Genomic DNA, 18,590 nt, shown 5'->3' on the forward strand with positions numbered 1-18,590 from the left:
CCCGGGGCGCAGCCCTCGGTCCGCCGTCTCAAGGGACCTGCCGGACGCGACGCCCCGCCGGGGACGTCGAATCCCGTTCGCCCGGTCAGTCCGCGGCGGTGACCGGTGTCTCACGCTCGGCCGCCGGCGACGCCTGCGTGATCACTTGGGAGCGCCGTCGACCCCGGTCCATGGCACCGCCCGTGAAGGCGAGGCCCAGACCGGCCACGGCGAGCGCCGCGCCGACCAGGTTGGGCGCGGCCCAGCCCCAACCGGCCGAGATGACCAAGCCGCCGAGCCAGGCGCCGCCCGCGTTGGCCAGGTTGAACGCCGAGTGGTTGGAGGCCGCCGCCATCGTCGGGGCGTCCTTGGCCTTGGCCATGAGCAGCATCTGGACGGGGGTGGTGATGAGGGAGCCCATCGCGCCGATGAATGTGATCGTCACCAGGGCAGGAACGGTGCTGTGGACTGCGAAGAAGAAGATGACCAGGGCCGCGGCCAGCAGGATGAGTCCCCAGTACATCGTCGGGCGCAGTGCGCGGTCGGTGAGCGGTCCGGCGATCAGGGTGCCCAGCGTCATGCCGACGCCGTACAGGGCGAGCACCCAGGTCGTCGACGCGTCGGAGATTCCGGTCAGGTGCGTGAGCATCGGGACGAGGTAGCTGTACACGGCGAAGAATCCGCCGAAGCCCACGACGGCCGTGGCCAGACCGATGACGACCTGCTTGTTGCCCATGGCCCGGAGTTCGTGCCGGATGCCGGACTGCTCCCCGCGCGGCTGGTGCGGGACGAAGGCCGCCAGCGCGGCCATCGCGAAGAGACCGATGACGGCGACCGCGCCGTAGGCGGAGCGCCAGCCCAGATGCTGCCCGAGGGCCGTGGCGGCCGGAACCCCGACGATATTGGCGATGGTGAGTCCGAGGAACATCTTCGAGACGGCGCGTGCCGCCCGGTCCGCAGCGACCAGCCGGGAGGCGACGACGGCGCCGACGCCGAACAGCGCGCCGTGCGGCAGACCCGCCAGGAAGCGGGCGGCGAACAGCGTGCCGAAGTCGGGGGCGAGGGCCGACGCCGTGTTGCCGATCACGAAAAGGCCGGTCAGGAGCAGCAGCAACCGCTTGTGCGGGACACGCGCGCATATGCCTGTCAGCAGTGGCGCGCCGACGACGACGCCGAGTGCGTAAGCCGACACGACATTGCCGGCGTGCGGTACGGACACACCGATTCCGTCGGCGATCTGGGGCAGCAGCCCCATGGTGGCGAACTCGGTCGTGCCGATGCCGAAGGCGACGACAGCCAGGGCCAGCAGAGCCAAAGGCATGGTGCAGGAGAACCTTTCGAAGACGACGGGCCGGGGCCAGGAGCAGGGCGGTACGGACTCGTCCGCGGTTTCCTCGCCCGGTCGGCGTCAGTCGTTCTGACCCGAAGCGCCCTGGGGAGAGGGTGAGCCCATAGGGATGCAGCAATGGAGCGAAGGCATCCATTCCAAGATCGCCCGGTGATGTGCAGCGTCTCGACCGGGCGCGGACACCCTGGCCGGTACGGTCGGCCCTGACCGGTGAGCAAGGATAGCCGCGGGGACTCGCACACCAACCACCAGGGGGCACCGTCCGGACGTGCCCGGCTGCCCGCGGAGCTTTCGAAGGCCCGCGGAGCTTCGCGCGCCGATCGACAGCGCGCCCATCGCTCCGGGTGACGCCTCAGCCCTCTTCGCGGACTGTACCTTCCACGGTCCGACCGCCATCCAGGCGGGCGACCACCGTCACCAGAACGATCACTTCGGCCACAGTGGACGACCGCACCGCAGACTGGAGCTCGGGCATCGAGACACCGCCTGTCCGAACCGGTGAAACGGTGCCCGCGCTCCCTCCTGTTCCGCGGGGCGCTTTTGGTAGGCCTGCTCGGCTGACCTGCCGCCGTAGACGTCTCCCTTGCGTGGCCGGGGAGGAAGCCATGGCGCGCCGGTAGCCGCCGTCGTGGGGGCGGGAACAGCCGGTCGGTTCGGGGTTGACCTCAAGTCTGCTTGAGCTTCTAGGTTCGGGAGTGCAGATGTCGACGTATCGGAGAGGAGCGGTCATGAGGACGCTGGTGCTGGGGAGGACGCCCGCCAGGGTGACGGAGGTGCTGGCCACGCTGCGTGCGGACGGCTTCGACGCGGAGGGAGTGAGTACGGATGAGGAGGCCCGTGAACTTCTGGAGACCGAGGAGTTCGGGGTTCTGATCATCGGAGGGGGCGTGGAGCAGGACTCCCGCGCCGCACTCAAGGAGTTCGCGGGGAAGCACCGGGTGCGGCGGGTGATCGACGGCGCGCTGACGGAGCCCTTCGACGCCTATGTGCGGCGGGAATTCGAGCCGCTGATCCGTGAGGCCGCCGGCCAGGGGTGACAGCCGGGGCCTGTCTGCAGGTGCCCGGAACGGTGGCGCTCGCGGTTTCGGGCTTCATGCAGCGCGCTCCTCACGTTCGTGGTGCCTGTCAGCGACGCTGTCGCCGGGATCGGAGCGGACACGATGTCGGGGGTGCTGCTCACGAGTGGGATCGGTGGTCTCGCCGGAGTTCTCGTGGCGGGTCGGCTGCTGGGCTGTCCGGACTGTTTATGCAGGTGAGGAGCCTCACCGGACAGCCGGACAGCCGGATTGAAGGTGGGTGTAGCTCGCCTGGAGGGAAGGGATAGGCAGGGAAGGTACTGATTTCGGGGCCCCGCAGGCGGCCGGTAGTGTTGGCCGATGATCACCAATCCCAGACTCCAGCTGACCATCGACTGTGCCGAGCCGGAGCGACTCGCGACGTTCTGGGCCGCAGCGCTGGGCTACGAAGTCGAGCCGCCACCAGCGCCCTTCGCCAGCTGGCGCGCGTATTGGTTGGACCAGGGCTTGTCAGAGGAGGAGCTAGGCACGGGTGACTGCAGTGACTCCGTCGTCGATCCACAGGGTGTCGGACCGCGGATCTGGTTCCAGCAGGTGCCCGAGCCCAAGGCCACCAAGAACCGGCTCCACCTCGACCTCGGCGTGAGCGGTGGGCGCGGTGTCCCGTTCGCAACCCGCAAGGAGCGCGTCCTTGCCAAGGTGGCGCGACTGGAGAGCGCTGGTGCGTCCCGGCTACGCGTCGAGGAGTCGGAGGAATCGGGCTCCTGTTTCGTCGTGATGCAGGATCCGGAGGGCAACGAGTTCTGCGTTCACTGAGGTCTTTCAGCGGGGCGACTGATCGGGTGACGGGATCGGTGCCCGCAACGCACGAGACTCCCGTGCCGTTGGGGGAGGTGTTCGACGTCTCAACCCACAGGCACAGAAGCCCCGTTGGTTCCGTATTCTGCCGCACTCGATCTGCCTCACGGCCTGGTCGAGTGGGTGACCATGCTCATCGTCACCCGTGAGGGTGACCGCCGCTGCAAGCTCCCACCGCCCCAGCGTGCCCTGGTCGGCCTGGTGTACCTGCGCGGGCACGACACCCTCGCCCAGCTCGCGGCCGGGTTCGGCATCTCCGTCGGCACCGCTCACGCCTACACGACAGCCGTCGTCGACCTGCTCGCCGACCGCGCACCCGGCCTGCTGCGCGCCTTGCGCGAGGCGGAACCGGACTACGTCCTGCTCGACGGCACCCTGGCGGAGTGCGACCGGGTCGGCGACAGCCGGGCAGACTTCTCCCACAAGCACCGCAGGCACGGGGTGAACGTGCAGGTGGTGACCGACCCGGTCGGGCAGCTGCTGTGGATCTCGCCTGCTCTGCCCGGCCGCGCCCATGATCTGACCGCGGCCCGCGCCCACCGGATCATCCGGATCTGCGAGCGTCAGGGCGTTCCCATCCTCGCCGACCGCGCCTACATGGGAGCTGGCCCATGGGTGATGACACCCATCAGGCGCCCGCCGGGCCGTGACCTCACGCCGACCCAGCAAACCGTCAATCGCGCTCTGTCCGCGGCACGGGCACCGATCGAGCGCGGCGTCGCATGCTTGAAGTCCTGGCGCATCTTCCGCCGATCCCGGTGCAGCCCGAATCGAATGTCGTCAATCTCCGCGGCCGTCCTCACTCTGGAGCGGCAGCGCTGAAAGACCTCAGGGAGTCTTTTGTGAGCGCCTGACCGCGTTTATTGTGCGAGCCGTCTGAGATATTCTATAGAACTATGGTGCACGCTAGCCGAGGCATAGTCGTTTACGGCGCCGGCCGCCATCGGGCAGTGGTCTCGCCATGATCTGGGAAATACTGGCGCTGGGTTTTGTACTCAGTTTCGATAATTTCCGGGTATCGATCGCACTCGGCACGGTCCCCTTCGGTTTCCGGCGCGCGGTGCAGGTCGCGCTGACCTTCGGGCTGTGGGACGCGGTCATGCCCCTGGTCGGGTTGCTGATCGGTCACGAGATCGGTGAGTCCATCGGGGACGTCGCCGATGTGGTGGGTGCGGCCGCGCTCGGCGGATACGGCCTCTACCTCGTCATCTCGTCCCTCCGACGCCCCGAGCCGGAGGACTTGGACCAGCCGTGGGCGTTGTTCGGCATACCGCTGACGTTGAGCCTGGACAACCTGCTGGCCGGGGCGAGCCTTGGGGTCCTCGGGCTCTCGCCGTGGTTCTCGGCCGCCGCCTTCGGCGCGATGACAGCGGCGATGTCACTGGTCGGGCTACAGCTCGGCCGGGCCGCGGCGCGCCTCGTACGGATCCGCTCGGACCTGCTGAGCGGGGTCACCTTGATCATCGCCGCTGCGGCGCTGCCGTTGTGGTTCGGCGGCTGACCCGCTCCGCCAGGAGGCAGACGCGACAGACGGCGGACCGGGGCGGTGCGGACGGGGGACCAGCGGAAGACTGTCGTCCCGCGAGCCGGCGTTGGCGGCCTCGACCGCCCGGGCCACCAGGCCGTGGTCGGGCGACAGGTGACAGACCGGGTCGGTGCGGCCGGCGTCGCCGGTGAGCAGGAACGCCTGGCAACGGCACCCGCCGAAGTCCACTTCCCGCCGGGGACAGCTCCGGCAGGGTTCCGGCATCCAGTCGGTACCGCGGAACGCGGTCATCACAGGGGCTTGGGCCCAGATCCGCTCCAGCGGGTCCTCCCGCACGCTCGCCCGCGGCAACGGCAGGGACTGGGCGGCCGGGCAGGGCAGGACGTCGCCGTTCGGCGTCACCGTCAGTGCCCGGGAGGCCCAGCCGCCCATGCAGGGCTTCGGGTAACGGCTGTAGTAGTCCGGGATGACGTAGATGATGTCCATGCGGTCCCGCAACCGCTCGCCGGCGGCCCGTACGACGGCCTCGGCCGCTTCGAGCTGAGCCCTGCCCGGCAGCAGCGCGGCGCGGTTTCGCCAGGCCCAGCCGTAGTACTGGGTGTTGGCCAACTCCAGCCGGTCCGCGCCCACCTTCTCGGCGAAAGCGAGCACGTCGGCGACGCGGTCGATGTTGTGCCGGTGCAGCACCACGTTCACGGTGAGCGGCCACCCCAGCTCCTTGACGAGACCCATCGCCTCCACCTTGCGCCGGAAGGACGGGATCCCGGCGATCCGGTCGGACGCGGTCGGTTCGTCGGCCTGGATGCTGATCTGCACGTGGTCCAGGCCGGCCGCCCGCAACCGCTCGGCCCGCGGACGCGAGAACCCGAGGGCGCTGGTGATGAGGTTGGTGTAGAGGCCGAGGGTGTGGGCGTGCGCCACGAGTTCCACCAGGTCGTGCCGGAGCAGCGGTTCCCCGCCGGACAGGTGGCACTGCAGGACTCCCAGGTCCCCGGCCTCGGTCAGCACCCGCAGCCACTCGCCGGTGGTCAGCTCGTCCCGGTAGTCGGCCAGGTTCAGCGGGTTGGAGCAGTACGGGCAGGCCAGCGGGCAGCGGTAGGTGAGCTCGGCGAGCAGTCCGAACGGGCTATCCATCGCTGAGCTCCACCCAGCGCCGGGCCACGAGCCGGGCCAGGAACTGCCGGACCTCGTCCTCGGGGACGGTTTCATAGCGCGTCCCCAGTCGGGCCACGATCTCGGCCACGGTGTTCCGTCCGTCGCACAGCTCGAGGATGGCCGCGCCGCTGCCGTTCAGGACCACCACCGTCTCGGGGTGCAGCAGGACCTTACGCTGCCTGGTCCGGCAGAAGGCGACCCGGACGTGGGCCGCCAGCCGGGGCCGGTCCGAACCGGACACCCCGGCGCCGGGCCGGGTCGTACCGCTGGTCTGGGTCGTGCCGGTTCGGGTCGGGTCCATGGGGTTCACTCCAGGTAGGCCTGGTCGATGGCGTCCATCAGACTCCACAGGACGTCGCACTTGAACGACAGCGCGTCGACGGCGCGCGCCTGGGACTCGGCGGAGAGGCAGTGCGCGGTGACCACCTCCAGGGCGTGTTCGCAGTCGCGGGGGGCCTGTTCCAGGCGGGCGCGGAAGTAGGCGAGGCCCTCGGGGGCGATCCACGGGTACCACCGCTCGAACGCGGCGAGCCGCGCCGCCATCAGGTCGGGTGCGAACAGCTCGGTCAGCGAGGACGCCACCGCCTCCACCCACGGACGGGTCCGGGCGAAGTTCACGTAGGCGTCGACGGCGAACCTCGCCCCGGGTACCAGGTGCCGGTGGTCCTGGACCTCGTCACGGGGCAGCCCGGTGGCCTCGGCGAGGCGCAGCCACGCCTCGATGCCGCCCTCGCCCGCCGCGGTGCCGTCGTGGTCGACGATCCGTCGGATCCAGCGGCGACGGACCTCGAGGTCTGGGCAGTTGGAGAGGATCGCGGCGTCCTTGCGGGGGATGCTCTCCTGGTAGTAGAAGCGGTTGGCCACCCAGCCTTGGATCTGTCGGCGGCTCAGCCGGCCGGCGTTCATCCGGACGTGGAACGGGTGCTGGTCGTGGTAGCGCCGCGAGTGGGCCCGCAACGTGTCCACGAAACCGTCGGCGCCGGTGGTGGTTGTCGTCGTCACGGCTCTACACCTGGACCTCTAGGCCGTCCATGGCCACTTCCATGCCGCTTTCCTCCAACGCACGCCGCTCGGGCGTGTTCTCCAGGAGCACCGGGTTGGTGTTGTTCATGTGCACGAAGACCGTCCGTCCCACGCTCAGTGACGGGAGCTGCGCCAGGCTGCCGTCCGGGCCCGCCATGGGCAGGTGGCCCATCTCCCGTGACGTCTTGCCGGCCAGGCCGAGCCGTACGAGTTCATCGTCGTGCCAGCAGGTCCCGTCGATCAGCAGGCAGGCGCAGCCCCGGATCTCCGCGCGCACGGCCTCCGTCAGCGATTGCACCCCGGGCAGGTACACCAGACTTCCCCCGCTGCGCTCGTCGGTCAGCCGGTAACCCACGACGCGGCCGCTGTCCAGCCCGGCTTCGAACCGGTCGCGCTTGGTGGTGGGTACGTCGAACGCCCGGCAGGACAGCCCGTCCGCCAGGGCGAGGCCGGTGCCGGGGACCACTGCCCGCCACTCGACCGGGCAGTAGCGCTCGAGCGTGCGCAGGATCCCCGAGCCGTCGGTCAGGGTCTTGTGCACCGTCGCCGTGGCGTACAGCCGCAGCGCGCGGGCCTGGCGCAGCAGGAGCAGACCCAGCGTGTGGTCCAGCTCGGCGTCGGTGAGCAGCACCGCCTCCAGCGGCGTCGTCCGGTCGTCGTGCGGGTGCAGGCCGGGAAAGTCCTCGATCTGAGTGGGGACATCGGGCGAGGCGTTGATGAGGAACCACCGGCGGCGGTCGGCGCTGACCACGACCGACGACTGGGTGCGCGCGAGACCGGGCCGGGAGCGGACCGCGGCGCACACCGGGCAGCCGCAGTTCCACTGCGGGGAGCCGCCCCCCGCCGCCGAGCCCAGCACTCGCAGCAACACGTCGGCTCCCTTCGTGGTTCATCACGGACCCGGGTCCTCCCGACACTTCGAGGTCCCGGGTCCCTCCCGGCGCGGCCGTCCGTGGCCCTTCCGGGCCGCCGGGCGGCGCCGGAACAGTCCCGGCGCCGCCCCGCATCCGCGATCCGTCAGTCCTCCAACCGAGCGAGGTACATGGTCACCTCGGCCGCGACCGCTATCTCGTCGAACTCGGGCGTCTCCCACACAGCGAGCTGGGACTCCATGGATTCACCTCCTCTCTGCCGGGATCACGGCAGGCTCCGGTCACGCGCTACGCCGGTTCCGGGAGGGCGAAGACGATCAGGGCGCTTCCGTGCCCCGCGCCCAGCATGCCGGGGAGGAATCCCTCTGCCCATCCGCCCCAGCCGACCGGCACGGCCACGTACTGCCTGCCGTCGACCATGTAGGTGGTCGGGCTGCTGTGGTGGCCGCTTCCGCACTGGAACTGCCACAGCAGTTCCCCCGTGCGGGCGTCGAGCGCGTTGAACTCCCCGGAGGCCTCGCCGGCGAACACCAGGTCGCCGCCGGTGGCCAGCGTCGAGGCGCACATCGGGAGTTCGTTGCGCCAGCGCCACTTCTCCTCGCCGCCCGCGTCGAACGCGCTGACGGACCCTGCCATGTCCTCGATGTCCACCTGAACACCGGCGCCCCAGTAGGGAATGCTCTCCTTGAACTCCCGGCGCCGCCGGGTGGCGGTGGCACCGGTGTCCTGGACCGGGACGTAGAAGAGCCCCGTCTTCGGGCTGTAGGACGCGTGGGTCCATTCCTTGGCGCCGGCCGGACCCGGGTAGAAGTGGACCGGTTCTCCTTCCTTGTCCGGGTACACCTTGGCCGTCACCTGTCCGTCCCTCGTGATCGCCCCCCAGGTGATGCGGTCGACGAAGGGAGTGATCCCGACCCTGGCGCCGTTCGTGCGGTCGAGGACGAAGAAGTAGCCGTTCTTGTCGAAGTGCCCGAGCAGTTTGCGCCCGTCCTGCTCGAAGAGGATGCACTCGCCGATGCTGTCGTAGTCCCACAGGTCGTGCGGGGTGCACTGGTAGTGCCAGCGGATCTGGCCGCTGTCCACGTCCACGGCGATGATGCTGTCGGTGAAGAGGTTGTCGCCCTCGCGGACCCCTCCGTCGAAGTCGGGCGCAGGGTTGCCGGTGCCCACGTACAGCAGGTTCGTCTCCGGGTCGAAGGTGCCGGTGATCCAGCAGTTCGCCCCGCCCCGGGCCCAGGCCTCGCCGTCGGCGGGCCAGGTGTCCGAGCCGGGCTCGCCGGGCTTGGGCACCGTGTAACACCGCCACTGGTGCTCGCCGGTTTCGAGGTCGAACGCGTCGAGGTGGCCCCGTACGCCGAACTCGCCGCCGGAACTGCCGACGATGAGCATGTTCTTCACGACCAGCGGGGCGAGCGTGGCGCTCTCCCCGGCCCGGACGTCTCCGTAGGTCTTGTCCCAGAGCCGCTTGCCGGTGGTGGCGTCGAGCGCGAGGACACGGGCGTTGGCCGTGACGAAGAAGACCTTTCCCTGGGCCACGGCGACCCCGCGGTTCACGTTCCCGCAGCACAAGGACACGTCGAAGGGGACGGCGTGCTTGTACCGCCAGATCTCCACACCCGTCTTCGCGTCCAGGGCCCAGACCCAGCCGTCCCAACCGGAGAGGAACATGACTCCGTCGACGACGATCGGGGCGGCCTCGAAGGAGTAGGTCGACGCGCCCGCGATCAGACCGGTCGTGCCGGCCTGGAAGACCCATGCCGGGACGAGGCGCTTGACGTTCTCCGTGTTGATCTGGTCCAGCGGGCTGTACCGCTGCCCGTCGTAGGCACCGTAGTAGGTGAGCCAGTTGTGGGGTTCCTGGCGGGCGTTGAGTATCCGCTCGTAGTCGACACCGGCCACCACCGGCGGCGCGACGTCCCCGCCGGCGACCTTGCCGCTCAGGAGCCCCTGATCGACAGCCTCACCCGCGTCGACGTAATCGGCGTAGTCGACGGTCATTTCGTCCACCTCCTACTTCGGCTCAGGGCTGCGGCTGTTCGGGACGGTCCAGGCGAGCCTCCGGCGGAGCGTCCCCCAGCACCACGATGGATCCGGTGAGCCCCCGGCCCTCGTCGTTGCCCGTGGGCGAGGCGAACCAGTAGTAGCCCGGGCCGTCGAGGTTGAGGTGCGCGTGTCCGTGCGAATGGTTCACCAGCCAGATGAACTTCCTGTCGCCGTTGCTCGGCAGAAGTGCGCAGTGCGTGTTCAGGTCGTCATTGACGAGCTCAAGCTCGATGTCGCCTCCATGGGGCATGACCAGAATGGAAGGATCCCAGGTCAGCTCATCCGGGTTGATGCGAATCGTCGCCTTCATGCTGCCGTCCGGCTGCTCGGCGGCCTGCCCGATACTTCCGGTTCCCAGCACCTGACCCAGCGCTGCTTTGTTCTGTGCGGCCAACCCGAGCTTGTCCAGCAGGTCGGCTCGCTCCTGCGCGATTGTCATCGGGGTTTCTCTCCCCTCATCCCAATTCCGTGGCCACTTCGCATCGGCCGCACCGACGTCGGCACACGGCAGCCTTTTGCACACACCTCGGAATTCCCCTTTCGGCGTCACCCGAGGCGCGACTGCAATCGATACCCAAGGAGCACACCGCACCGAATGGACGACACCGGAAAGGGCGCGATATCGGTGGTCGCGAATCACGCTACGCCGGACGGATCACACCGACAAGGCGAGCCCTGATTCGGGCGGGACCATACCGTTCGCCCGCGACCGTCTGCCGTTCGCACCCGATGTGCCACCGTTCAGCGCGGCCGGGCCCGACCGCGGCACGCCGATCAGACGAGGTCGTACCGGTCGAGGTCCATGACCTTGGCCCACGCGGCGACGAAGTCACGCACGAACCTCTCCCGCGCGTCGTCGCTCGCGTAGACCTCCGCGACGGCGCGCAGCTCGGAGTTCGAGCCGAAGACGAGATCGACGCGGCTACCGGTCCACCGGACCTCGCCGGTGGCGCGGTCGCGCCCCTCGAAGGTTTCCGCGGCCGCGGACGTCGGCTTCCACTCCGTGCCCGTGTCGAGCAGATTCACGAAGAAGTCGTTGGTCAGCGATCCGGGCGCCGAGGTGAGGACTCCCAGCGGCGACTGCTGGTGGTTGGCGCCCAGCACCCGCAGGCCACCCACGAGGACGGTCATCTCGGGCGCGCTCAGGCCCAGCAGGTTCGCCCGGTCGACCAGCAGGTGCTCCGGCGCCGACCGGCTGCCCTTGCCGCGGTAGTTGCGGAATCCGTCCGCGGTCGGCTCGAGAGGGGCGAAGGACTCCACATCGGTCCACTCCTGCCCGGCGTCCGTGCGTCCGGGACTGAAGGGGACCTGTACGTCGTGGCCGGCGTTCCCGGCGGCTTGCTCCACGGCGGCGGCTCCGCCGAGCACGATGAGGTCGGCCAGCGAGATCTTCTCGTCCCCGGTCCGCGAGTGGTTGAAGGACTCCTGGATCCCCTCAAGGGTGGGCAGCACCTGGGCCAGCGTGTCGGGATCGTTGACCTCCCAGCCTCGCTGCGGCTCCAGGCGGATGCGCGCGCCGTTCGCCCCGCCGCGCCTGTCACTGACGCGGAACGTCGAGGCCGACGCCCACGCGGTCGAGACGAGCTGTGGGACGGACAGCCCGGAGGCGAGGACCTGGCTCTTGAGCGCGGCGATGTCCGCCGCCCCGACGAGCGGATGGTCCACGGCGGGGACCGGGTCCTGCCAGAGCAGCCTCTCCTGGGGAACCAGCGGTCCGAGGTAGCGCTGGATCGGCCCCATGTCGAGGTGCGTCAGCTTGAACCAGACCCGGGCGAAGGCATCCGCCAGCTGATCCGGGTTCTCCAGGAAGCGGCGCGAGATCGGCTCGTAGACAGGGTCCGTCCGCAGCGCGAGGTCGGTCGTCAGAATCGTCGGCGCGTGTGTCTTCGTCGGATCGTGGGGGTCCGGCACGGTGCCGGACCCGCCGCCGTCCCTCGTGGTCCACTGCCACAGACCGGCGGGGCTCAGCTCCAGGTCCCACTCGTAGCCGAACAGGGTCTCGAAGTAGCTGTTGTCCCATTTCGTCGGGGTGGGTGTCCACGTACCCTCGAGCCCGCTGGAGATGGCGTCCGCGCCCTTTCCGGTGCGGTAGCTGCTCTTCCAGCCCAGTCCCTGCTGCTCAAGGGGGGCGCCCTCCGGTTCGGGGCCGAGGTGGGCGGCCGGGTCGGCCGCGCCGTGGGTCTTGCCGAACGTGTGGCCTCCCGCGATCAGCGCGACGGTCTCCTCGTCGTCCATCCCCATGCGCCGGAACGTGTCACGGATGTCCCGGGCCGAGGTCAGCGGGTCCGGGACGGTGTTCGGCCCTTCGGGGTTGACGTATATGAGGCCCATCTGGTCGGCGGCCAGGGGGCTCTCCAGCTCCCGGACGCCGCCGTGGCGTTCGTCGCCGAGCCAGGCGTGCTCGGGACCCCAGTAGACGTCCTCGTCGGGCCCCCAGACGTCCGCCCGGCCGCCGGCGAAGCCGAAGGTGGTGAGGCCCATCGTCTCCAGGGCTCGGTTGCCCGCGAAGACCATCAGATCGGCCCAGGAGATCTTGCGGCCGTACTTCTTCTTCACCGGCCAGAGCAGCCGGCGCGCCTTGTCGAGGTTGCGGTTGTCCGGCCAGCTGTTCAGCGGCGCGAACCGCTGCATGCCGTCTCCCGCGCCGCCACGCCCGTCGGCGACGCGGTACGTACCCGCGCTGTGCCACACCATCCGGATCACCAGCGGCCCGTAGTGACCGAAGTCGGCCGGCCACCACTCCTGCGAGGTCGTGAGCGTCTCGTCGACGTCCCGCGCCAAGGCGTCGAGGTCGAGCGTCCGGAACTCCGCGGCATAGTCGTAGTCGTCGCCCATGGGATCGGCCTCGGCGGGACGGCTCTTGAGTATCCCCAGGTCGAGCCGGTCCGGCCACCAGTCGCGGTTGCTCGCGCCCCTCGTCGCGCGACCGCGCTGCCCGGCCGGGACGGAGAGGCCGAGGCCGTCCACGCCGCCGACGTTCTTCACGCCGGCATCGGCGTCCGGACTGTCAGACACGGGACCCCTCCTTCCGGGAACGCAGGTCGTGCCGGGGCACTCAGATGTCCAGCGCGCGACGCACCGCCGCCGCGTGCCGCCGGGAGACCGGCACCGTCTCGTTCGCCCGCTCGTCCATGACCAGGGACAGTTCGCCCTTGATCCCGCGATCTATCTCCCTGATGCGGCTGAGATTGACCACATACCGGCGGTGCACCCGCAGGAAGCCTACGTCCGCCAGCTCGCCTTCGAGCTTGTCCAGACTCACGGAGGCGGCTCGCAGTCGCCCCTGATCGGTGGACAGCCATACGTCGTTCGCCTGCGACTCGGCGACGGACACCTCCTGCAGCCGCAACAGCACCAGCCGGTTGTCCCGCATCGCGACCAGCCGGCGCGGTTGCGCCCGAAGGTGCGCGGCCCCCTCCGCCTGGGGCAGCCGCGCCCCGTCGGAGGAGCCGAAGAAGACCAGGTGGCCGATCAGGCGGCCGGACGAGAAGACGGGTCGGATGCTGATCGAGGTCGGCTCGTCGGCGAGGTGGGCGAAGATCTGCGTCGAGCCGACCCAGTCGGGATTGTGGGCCGCCTGTCTTGTGGCATACCGGGCCGCGGTGATCAGCTCGGGCAGCCCGGGGTTCCATCGCAGCGTCGGGTCGACCGCCGGGGTGCACGCGGGAACGCCCAGGAGCACGCTCGCCATGTCGTCGGCGATCACCACCTTGCCCGCGGTGTCCACTACGGCGAGTGCCGCACCGGAGTGCGCCCTGGTCTGGGCGTAGGCCGCGACCAACTCGGCACCGCTGTCCCGGGCGCGCCTTTTGAGCGGGCATTGGGTCATGGTGGCCGCGTTCGCCAGCCAGCTCTCCGTGGACGCGGGAAGCCGGCTGCGCCAGCGGCAGACGGTCAGGACCGCGATCGGTTCTCTGGTGACCACGTCACGCACCGCGATGCCCGCACAGACCCAGTCGTGGAGCACCTGGCACCAGTGCTCCGCACCCCTGATCAGCACCGGGCCGTGCGCCTCGAGCGCCGTGCCCATGCCGTTGGTGCCGACCGCGCACTCCGACCAGCAGAACCAGGGCGCCAGATTGCGGTCACCGGCTCTGGCCAGCGTCGCTTGGTCACCCCACTCGGCCAGGATCCGGCCGGTGGCATCGGTGACGGTGACGACGCCACCGGCGTTGCCCACTTCATGGGCCACCGAGGCGGCACGGAAACCCAGCTCGGCGAAGACCACACCGTGCTCGGGCGTGTGGTCCGGCTCGGCGACGGCCACCGGGGCCTGTGCGAGGTGAGGGTCGACCCTGTACTGCTCTCGGCAGCGATGCCAGGAGATCGCCACCAGGGGCCGGACGTCCGGGACCTGATCCTCGCCCTGCACGAACCGTTCCCATGCCGCCAGCACAGCGCCGCCGTCCAGGTTCGCCGAGGCGGGCTCGAGCCGATGCAGATCGCTCATGGTTCAGAACCGCCCTTGGTCCTTCCCCAGCGCAGGACGGCACGCGAGACTTGCGCGGTTCGCTCGTCGCGGCCGGACCTACGGCGGACGGCCCTCCGCCTCGCGCGTCCTCCTGCTTCGTCACTCGTCACAGGCCGTCTCACAGGCCTGCACTTCCCAGACTAGGTACCGTCGCCGGGCTGCGCACATCCCTCGGCCGGGTTCGACGCGGGAGCCTGGCCGACCACGGGCAGCGCGGACAGCCCGCCGGCGAATGGACGTGCGCGACCCGCGGCAACCAGTCGATCCGGTGTGTCGGTACTCGATGCCGAGATCGGCCATCAGCCGTTCGACGACGCAGCCGGCCACGGCAGGCGTCTGTGATCGAGGGCTTCAGGGCGTCCATGGCCCGCAGCGGCGCAGCGTTCGCGGCCGAGCCCAGCAGCGTCGACGCCGACGCCGAGCATCGGGCGAGCGAGCGGGAAGCCCTGCGGAACTGGAGCAGCGGGATCGGGGCCACGCGACGTGACCCAGCCCGAGCCCCACCCACTCGCTGTCTCGTTCCTGCTGCATGCCGCCGAGCTGCTCGACGGGGATCCGCAGGTCGACGGCTACGGGCCGCTCTACGCAGCCGTCGCCCGGGTCGACGCCAGGGCCCCGGAGGGGGACGTCTACGGATCCCTCTACCTCGAGGCCGCCGCGCTGCCGGGCTGCCGGGCTGCCGGGCTGCCGCAGACCCTGGCGCGGCCGCCGTGCCTGGAACACTCGAACGAAGCCTTCGCCTGGCACACGACCGAGGCCTACCAGATGTTGAACATGCCCGCGCTCGAGTACCCGCCAAGGGGGCCGTCGCCCTCGTACGCGACGCGGCCGGTGGAACGCTCGGCGTCGCCCGGATCGCCCGCCGGCTACGCGACTGGACCGCCGCCCGAACTGGGCGGCGGAGGCCTGTGCCGGCTGCATCGTGTCACTCTCCAGCACCGATGACCCGGCCGGCGGCCGCTCCACCCGCCTGCCGCCGGGCCGCCCCGCCACAAGGACATCACCCAGCGGCCCACCTTGCACGAGACAGTACCGATTTGCCCCGAGGGACGGGCCGCGCACCAGCCCATGCGCTCCAAGGGCCGCACATCCTCCCGCCATGGCGAACTGGCGGCGGTCTCTGGCGGACGGGTTCCGGGCTCTGGACCGGGCCCTGGGTGGGCAGCGGCGTCCGACACGGATCCAGAAATGGGTGCCCCGACGCCCGATCGGCACCGGCATCTGCGTCGCAGTGCCCGTCACTCTCTTCGTCTTGGCGCTGTCGCGTGCGGAGGAACCGGACGATCCCCTGTTCGCTGTGGTGTCCGGGCTGCTCATGGGGCTTGTCTTCGGCCTCACGGCCGTCTCGGAGCGGCTCCGCCAACGCCGGCTCAGGCGTCTGGGGACATGGGACGGATCTTGAGAGAGCAGGACGTGAACGGCCCGTGAGTTCGTCCTCGATCGTGCGGTCCGGTCAGCTCAGCTCAGCAGGGCAGCCGTGAACGTATGGCGGTGGTCCACCAGCCATGTCCGCATACGGTCCCAGCGTTCCCATCCGCCCCGTTCGGCCAGCGCCTGGAGATAGACGGGGTCGCCGTCGGCGACGCGGCGCGCGACGAAGGCCCGGCAGACCTCCGTGGCCTGCTCGATGACGCACGGCAAGTCGGCGCGGTCCCGCGGCGAGAGGCCGTAGCCGTCGGCAAGGATCCGCAGCCGTGCGGGCACGTCCGACCCGGCGGGGTAGTGAGCGGCCGCGGATGCGGGATCGAGCATGGGCACCCAGTAGCGGGCGGTCATGGCGACGTCCCACAGGGGGCGGCCCGGGGCCGCCATGTCGAAATCGATCAGGGCGGCAGCGCGGCCGTCGCGGAAGACGACGTTCTCCGGGCACACGTCGTTGTGGCACAGCATCGTTCCCCCCTCCGGGTCGGCCAGGTCCCCGGGCCATTCGGCGCGGGTGTCCACCGCGACGGCCCGGCCGGCCTCGTGCATGCGCCGCAGCAGACTCCCCACCGAGGCCAGAGCTGTCTTCGTCATCGCCCAGTCCGGGAACGGCGGCAGGGCCACGTCGCCGGGGATGAAGGTCAGTTGCTCCCGGCCGTCCGCGGTGAGGCCGACGGGGGCAGGCGCCGCGTCGAAGCCGTGCTCCTTCAGCGCAAGGAGACAGGCATGCAGAGCGCGCGCGTTGCGTGGCGCCGGGCGCTCGACCAACGCACCCCGGCGGAAGACCGCCCCCGTGTTCAGCATCCCGCCGACCAGCGCCTCGCCCTCAGCCGTCATGACGAGTACGTTACCGCCGGCGCGGCCCCGCGCAGGCCGGGCCGCGAACGCGGCGCGGGCAAGCGCCCAAGGCGCCGAAGCAGGACCGGACTTGTCATCTGGCTCTGCGCCTGGCGGCCCGCCTGGCCGTCTGGCCGCCTGGCCGTCTGGCCGTCTGGCCGTCTGGCCGTCTGGCCTACGGTCGCCCATGACACACCCTGGTGCGCCAGGCGTCCGGCCCCCGCCCACGTCACACAACTCCGGTTGGCAGACTGTGTGTTCGTGAAGAGAGAGACAGTGGTGGACACGTCGGTCACCCTCGGGCTGCTGGCCGCCTGGGCCGTGCACGACACAGAGGAACTGGCCACGGTGCCCCGCTGGGTGCGCACACGGCTCCCGGAGCTGCGCGAGAGGTTCCCACGGGTGCCGGAGACCGTGTGGCGCCGACTGGGGTCGGTGGACGCCCGCGAGTTCACGACGGCCGTCGCCGCGATGGCCGTCGTGGTCGCGTCGGCCGCGGCCGACGGGCACCGCACCGGCGGCCGTTCCGCCGTGTACCAGACCGCCCTAGACGCCTTCGGCCTGCACGGAGTGGTCCACCTGGCGCAGGCAGCCGTGCTCCGCGGCTACACCCCTGGCTCGGTGACCAGCCCGCTCGTGGTCATCCCCTTCACCCTGTGGGCCCGGACCCGCCTGCGGCGCGCCGGCGTGCTGCGCCCCACCCGTCCGCGCGACCTGGTTCTCGGTCTGACCTTCGCGACGGCCGCGACGGCAGCCACCCACGCCGTGTCCCGCCGCCTCGGACACCTCCGCTGACCCCGGCGGCCGCACCGGTGCCCGCTGGTGTGCGATCTTTTTCCTCATGAGTGCACCACCAGACGGATTGCCTGTGTACCGAGTCCTGACCGGCCCGGACGACGCCGCGTTCTGCCATCGTGTGAGCGAAGCGATGGCTCTTGGCTACGAGCTGCACGGAGGCCCTGCGGTCGCGTTCAACGGTGAGAGGGTCATCGTCGCCCAGGCGGTGGTGTGGCCGGCACAGTCGTAGCACGGCCGATGTGCTGGTACACGGTGCCCGGGTGGCTCCGGTGAGCGAAGCGGGCTCGTTTCCTCTTCAGCCGTTCGGGTGGCGTGTCCGGGCCGTCCAGCGTGCCGAGCTGCCGTCCCTGCCGGAACTCCGTCTCAGGTTGTGGTGAGGCGTGCGATCGTTCCGATCTCCAGAGCGGTCCACATCGCGCCGTCCGGCCCCTGGGCTATGCCGTGGGGTTCCGAGGCCGGGCTGGGAAGGTCGTGCTCGTCGATACGGCCGTCGGGTGTGATCCGGCCGATGCGGTTGGCTCCCCATTCGGTGAACCAGCAGTTTCCGTCAGCGTCGGTAGCGATGGCGTGCGGGCGTGACGCACGGTCGGGCAGGGCGAATTCGTCGACCTTCCCCTCCGGCGTGATCCGTCCGACCTGACCGGCGCCGATCTCGACGAACCACATGGCGCCGTCGGCGCCGGCCGTGATGCCGACCGGTGCGCCGGCCGGTGTGGGCAACGGGTGGACGGTGACGTCCCCGTCGCGTCCGATGGCGCCGATCGCGTTCGCCTGGTTCATCGTGAACCACAGCCGGTCGTCCGCGCCGGCGGCGATGGCTGACGGGAAGGCGCCCGAAAGCGGGAGAGGGAACTCGGTGACCTGCCCGTCGGGCGTGATGCGGCCGATGCGGTCGGCGTTGGCCTCGGTGAACCACAGTGCCTCATCGGGGCCCGCGGTGATGCCGAACGGCCCGGCGTCCGGCGTCGGCAGCGGGAACGATGTGATGTCCCCGCTCGTGGTGATGCGGGCGATCCGGTGGCTGCGGAACTCGGTGAACCACAGCGCGTCGTCGGGCCCTGCCGTGATGATCGACGGTCCGCTGGAGGCCGGTTCGAGCTGGTAGGAGGTGACGTCACCGGCGGGTGTGATGCGGCCGATCCGTCCGTGGTGGACCACGGTGAACCACAGTGCGCCGTCCGGTCCGGCCGTGATTCCGTAGGGTCCGGCCGCACGGTCGGAGACGGAGAACTCTTCGATCGCAACGGACGGACGACTCGGCATCGGCGGATTCCTTGATCGG

18 protein-coding genes and 1 pseudogene are annotated in these 18,590 nt (G+C 70.2%); 7 read left to right on the top strand and 12 right to left on the bottom strand.

Annotation, left to right across the window (positions count from 1 at the left end; all coding sequences use genetic code 11):
* Positions 1-85: 85 nt before the first annotated feature.
* Positions 86-1,300: an MFS transporter gene (locus ACFQ9Z_RS18570; protein ID WP_383018335.1), complete on the bottom strand. Its 1,215-nt coding sequence runs from the start codon at positions 1,298-1,300 to the stop codon at positions 86-88.
* A 755-nt stretch (positions 1,301-2,055) separates the two neighbouring features.
* On the opposite strand from ACFQ9Z_RS18570, the gene ACFQ9Z_RS18575 reads away from it, so the two are divergent.
* The 4 genes from ACFQ9Z_RS18575 (at position 2,056) to ACFQ9Z_RS18590 (ending at position 4,702) form a co-directional block, all read left to right on the top strand.
* Complete coding sequence (locus tag ACFQ9Z_RS18575; protein WP_383018338.1) at positions 2,056-2,364, top strand: hypothetical protein; 309 nt, start codon at positions 2,056-2,058, stop codon at positions 2,362-2,364.
* Positions 2,365-2,703: 339 nt separating this feature from the next.
* On the top strand, positions 2,704-3,159 hold the full coding sequence (locus ACFQ9Z_RS18580) for a VOC family protein (protein ID WP_381952119.1): 456 nt from the start codon (positions 2,704-2,706) through the stop codon (positions 3,157-3,159).
* 114 nt (positions 3,160-3,273) lie between these two features.
* Positions 3,274-4,023 carry a transposase family protein gene (locus tag ACFQ9Z_RS18585; protein WP_383018343.1) on the top strand — a complete coding sequence of 250 codons (750 nt, stop codon included), beginning with the start codon at positions 3,274-3,276 and terminating at the stop codon, positions 4,021-4,023.
* A gap of 139 nt (positions 4,024-4,162) precedes the next feature.
* The gene (locus ACFQ9Z_RS18590) at positions 4,163-4,702 is read left to right on the top strand and encodes a manganese efflux pump MntP family protein (protein ID WP_383018347.1); all 540 of its coding nucleotides are present in this window, start codon (positions 4,163-4,165) and stop codon (positions 4,700-4,702) included.
* On the opposite strand, the gene pqqE is transcribed toward ACFQ9Z_RS18590, so the two are convergent.
* The 9 genes from pqqE to ACFQ9Z_RS18635 form a co-directional block, all read right to left on the bottom strand.
* Positions 4,592-5,821: a pyrroloquinoline quinone biosynthesis protein PqqE gene (pqqE, locus tag ACFQ9Z_RS18595; protein WP_383018350.1), complete on the bottom strand. Its 1,230-nt coding sequence runs from the start codon at positions 5,819-5,821 to the stop codon at positions 4,592-4,594. The two genes, ACFQ9Z_RS18590 and pqqE, sit on opposite strands and share 111 nt — an antisense overlap.
* Entirely contained in the window at positions 5,814-6,143 is a 330-nt protein-coding gene (gene pqqD / locus ACFQ9Z_RS18600; protein ID WP_383018353.1) for a pyrroloquinoline quinone biosynthesis peptide chaperone PqqD, read from the bottom strand. The genes pqqE and pqqD overlap by 8 nt, the downstream gene beginning before the upstream one ends.
* A 5-nt stretch (positions 6,144-6,148) precedes the next feature.
* Positions 6,149-6,844, bottom strand: coding sequence for a pyrroloquinoline-quinone synthase PqqC (pqqC, locus tag ACFQ9Z_RS18605; protein WP_383018356.1), 696 nt, complete (start codon positions 6,842-6,844; stop codon positions 6,149-6,151).
* Positions 6,845-6,848: 4 nt separating this feature from the next.
* On the bottom strand, positions 6,849-7,736 hold the full coding sequence (gene pqqB / locus ACFQ9Z_RS18610) for a pyrroloquinoline quinone biosynthesis protein PqqB (protein WP_383018359.1): 888 nt from the start codon (positions 7,734-7,736) through the stop codon (positions 6,849-6,851).
* A 146-nt stretch (positions 7,737-7,882) separates the two neighbouring features.
* Positions 7,883-7,978, bottom strand: a complete 96-nt coding sequence (pqqA, locus tag ACFQ9Z_RS18615; protein ID WP_100829469.1) for a pyrroloquinoline quinone precursor peptide PqqA — start codon at positions 7,976-7,978, stop codon at positions 7,883-7,885.
* Positions 7,979-8,025: 47 nt separating this feature from the next.
* A complete protein-coding gene (locus ACFQ9Z_RS18620; RefSeq protein ID WP_383018364.1) occupies positions 8,026-9,735 on the bottom strand; it encodes a PQQ-dependent dehydrogenase, methanol/ethanol family in 1,710 nt (569 codons plus the stop codon).
* Between the two features lie 22 nt (positions 9,736-9,757).
* On the bottom strand, positions 9,758-10,219 hold the full coding sequence (locus ACFQ9Z_RS18625; protein ID WP_143632651.1) for an MSMEG_3727 family PQQ-associated protein: 462 nt from the start codon (positions 10,217-10,219) through the stop codon (positions 9,758-9,760).
* A gap of 335 nt (positions 10,220-10,554) precedes the next feature.
* Positions 10,555-12,747, bottom strand: a complete 2,193-nt coding sequence (katG, locus tag ACFQ9Z_RS18630; protein ID WP_383018470.1) for a catalase/peroxidase HPI — start codon at positions 12,745-12,747, stop codon at positions 10,555-10,557.
* 88 nt (positions 12,748-12,835) lie between these two features.
* On the bottom strand, positions 12,836-14,230 hold the full coding sequence (locus ACFQ9Z_RS18635; protein WP_383018368.1) for a LytTR family transcriptional regulator DNA-binding domain-containing protein: 1,395 nt from the start codon (positions 14,228-14,230) through the stop codon (positions 12,836-12,838).
* Positions 14,231-14,734: 504 nt separating this feature from the next.
* On the opposite strand from ACFQ9Z_RS18635, the pseudogene ACFQ9Z_RS18640 reads away from it, so the two are divergent.
* A pseudogene (locus ACFQ9Z_RS18640) lies at positions 14,735-15,138 on the top strand (hypothetical protein); the annotation flags it as partial.
* A 571-nt stretch (positions 15,139-15,709) separates the two neighbouring features.
* Here the strand turns inward: ACFQ9Z_RS18640 and ACFQ9Z_RS18645 are convergent.
* Positions 15,710-16,510: a phosphotransferase gene (locus tag ACFQ9Z_RS18645; RefSeq protein ID WP_383018371.1), complete on the bottom strand. Its 801-nt coding sequence runs from the start codon at positions 16,508-16,510 to the stop codon at positions 15,710-15,712.
* A gap of 261 nt (positions 16,511-16,771) precedes the next feature.
* Between ACFQ9Z_RS18645 and ACFQ9Z_RS18650 the strand changes: the two genes are divergently transcribed.
* On the top strand, positions 16,772-17,305 hold the full coding sequence (locus ACFQ9Z_RS18650) for an HXXEE domain-containing protein (RefSeq protein WP_383018374.1): 534 nt from the start codon (positions 16,772-16,774) through the stop codon (positions 17,303-17,305).
* 46 nt (positions 17,306-17,351) lie between these two features.
* Positions 17,352-17,537, top strand: coding sequence for a DUF1737 domain-containing protein (locus tag ACFQ9Z_RS18655; RefSeq protein WP_383018376.1), 186 nt, complete (start codon positions 17,352-17,354; stop codon positions 17,535-17,537).
* 134 nt (positions 17,538-17,671) lie between these two features.
* Here the strand turns inward: ACFQ9Z_RS18655 and ACFQ9Z_RS18660 are convergent, their stop codons facing one another.
* The gene (locus ACFQ9Z_RS18660) at positions 17,672-18,571 is read right to left on the bottom strand and encodes a virginiamycin B lyase (RefSeq protein WP_383018379.1); all 900 of its coding nucleotides are present in this window, start codon (positions 18,569-18,571) and stop codon (positions 17,672-17,674) included.
* Between the last annotated feature and the right edge of the window lie 19 nt (positions 18,572-18,590).

Origin of the sequence: Streptomyces sp. NPDC056580 (genome assembly GCF_042793175.1) — a bacterium.
GTDB lineage: Bacteria > Actinomycetota > Actinomycetes > Streptomycetales > Streptomycetaceae > Streptomyces.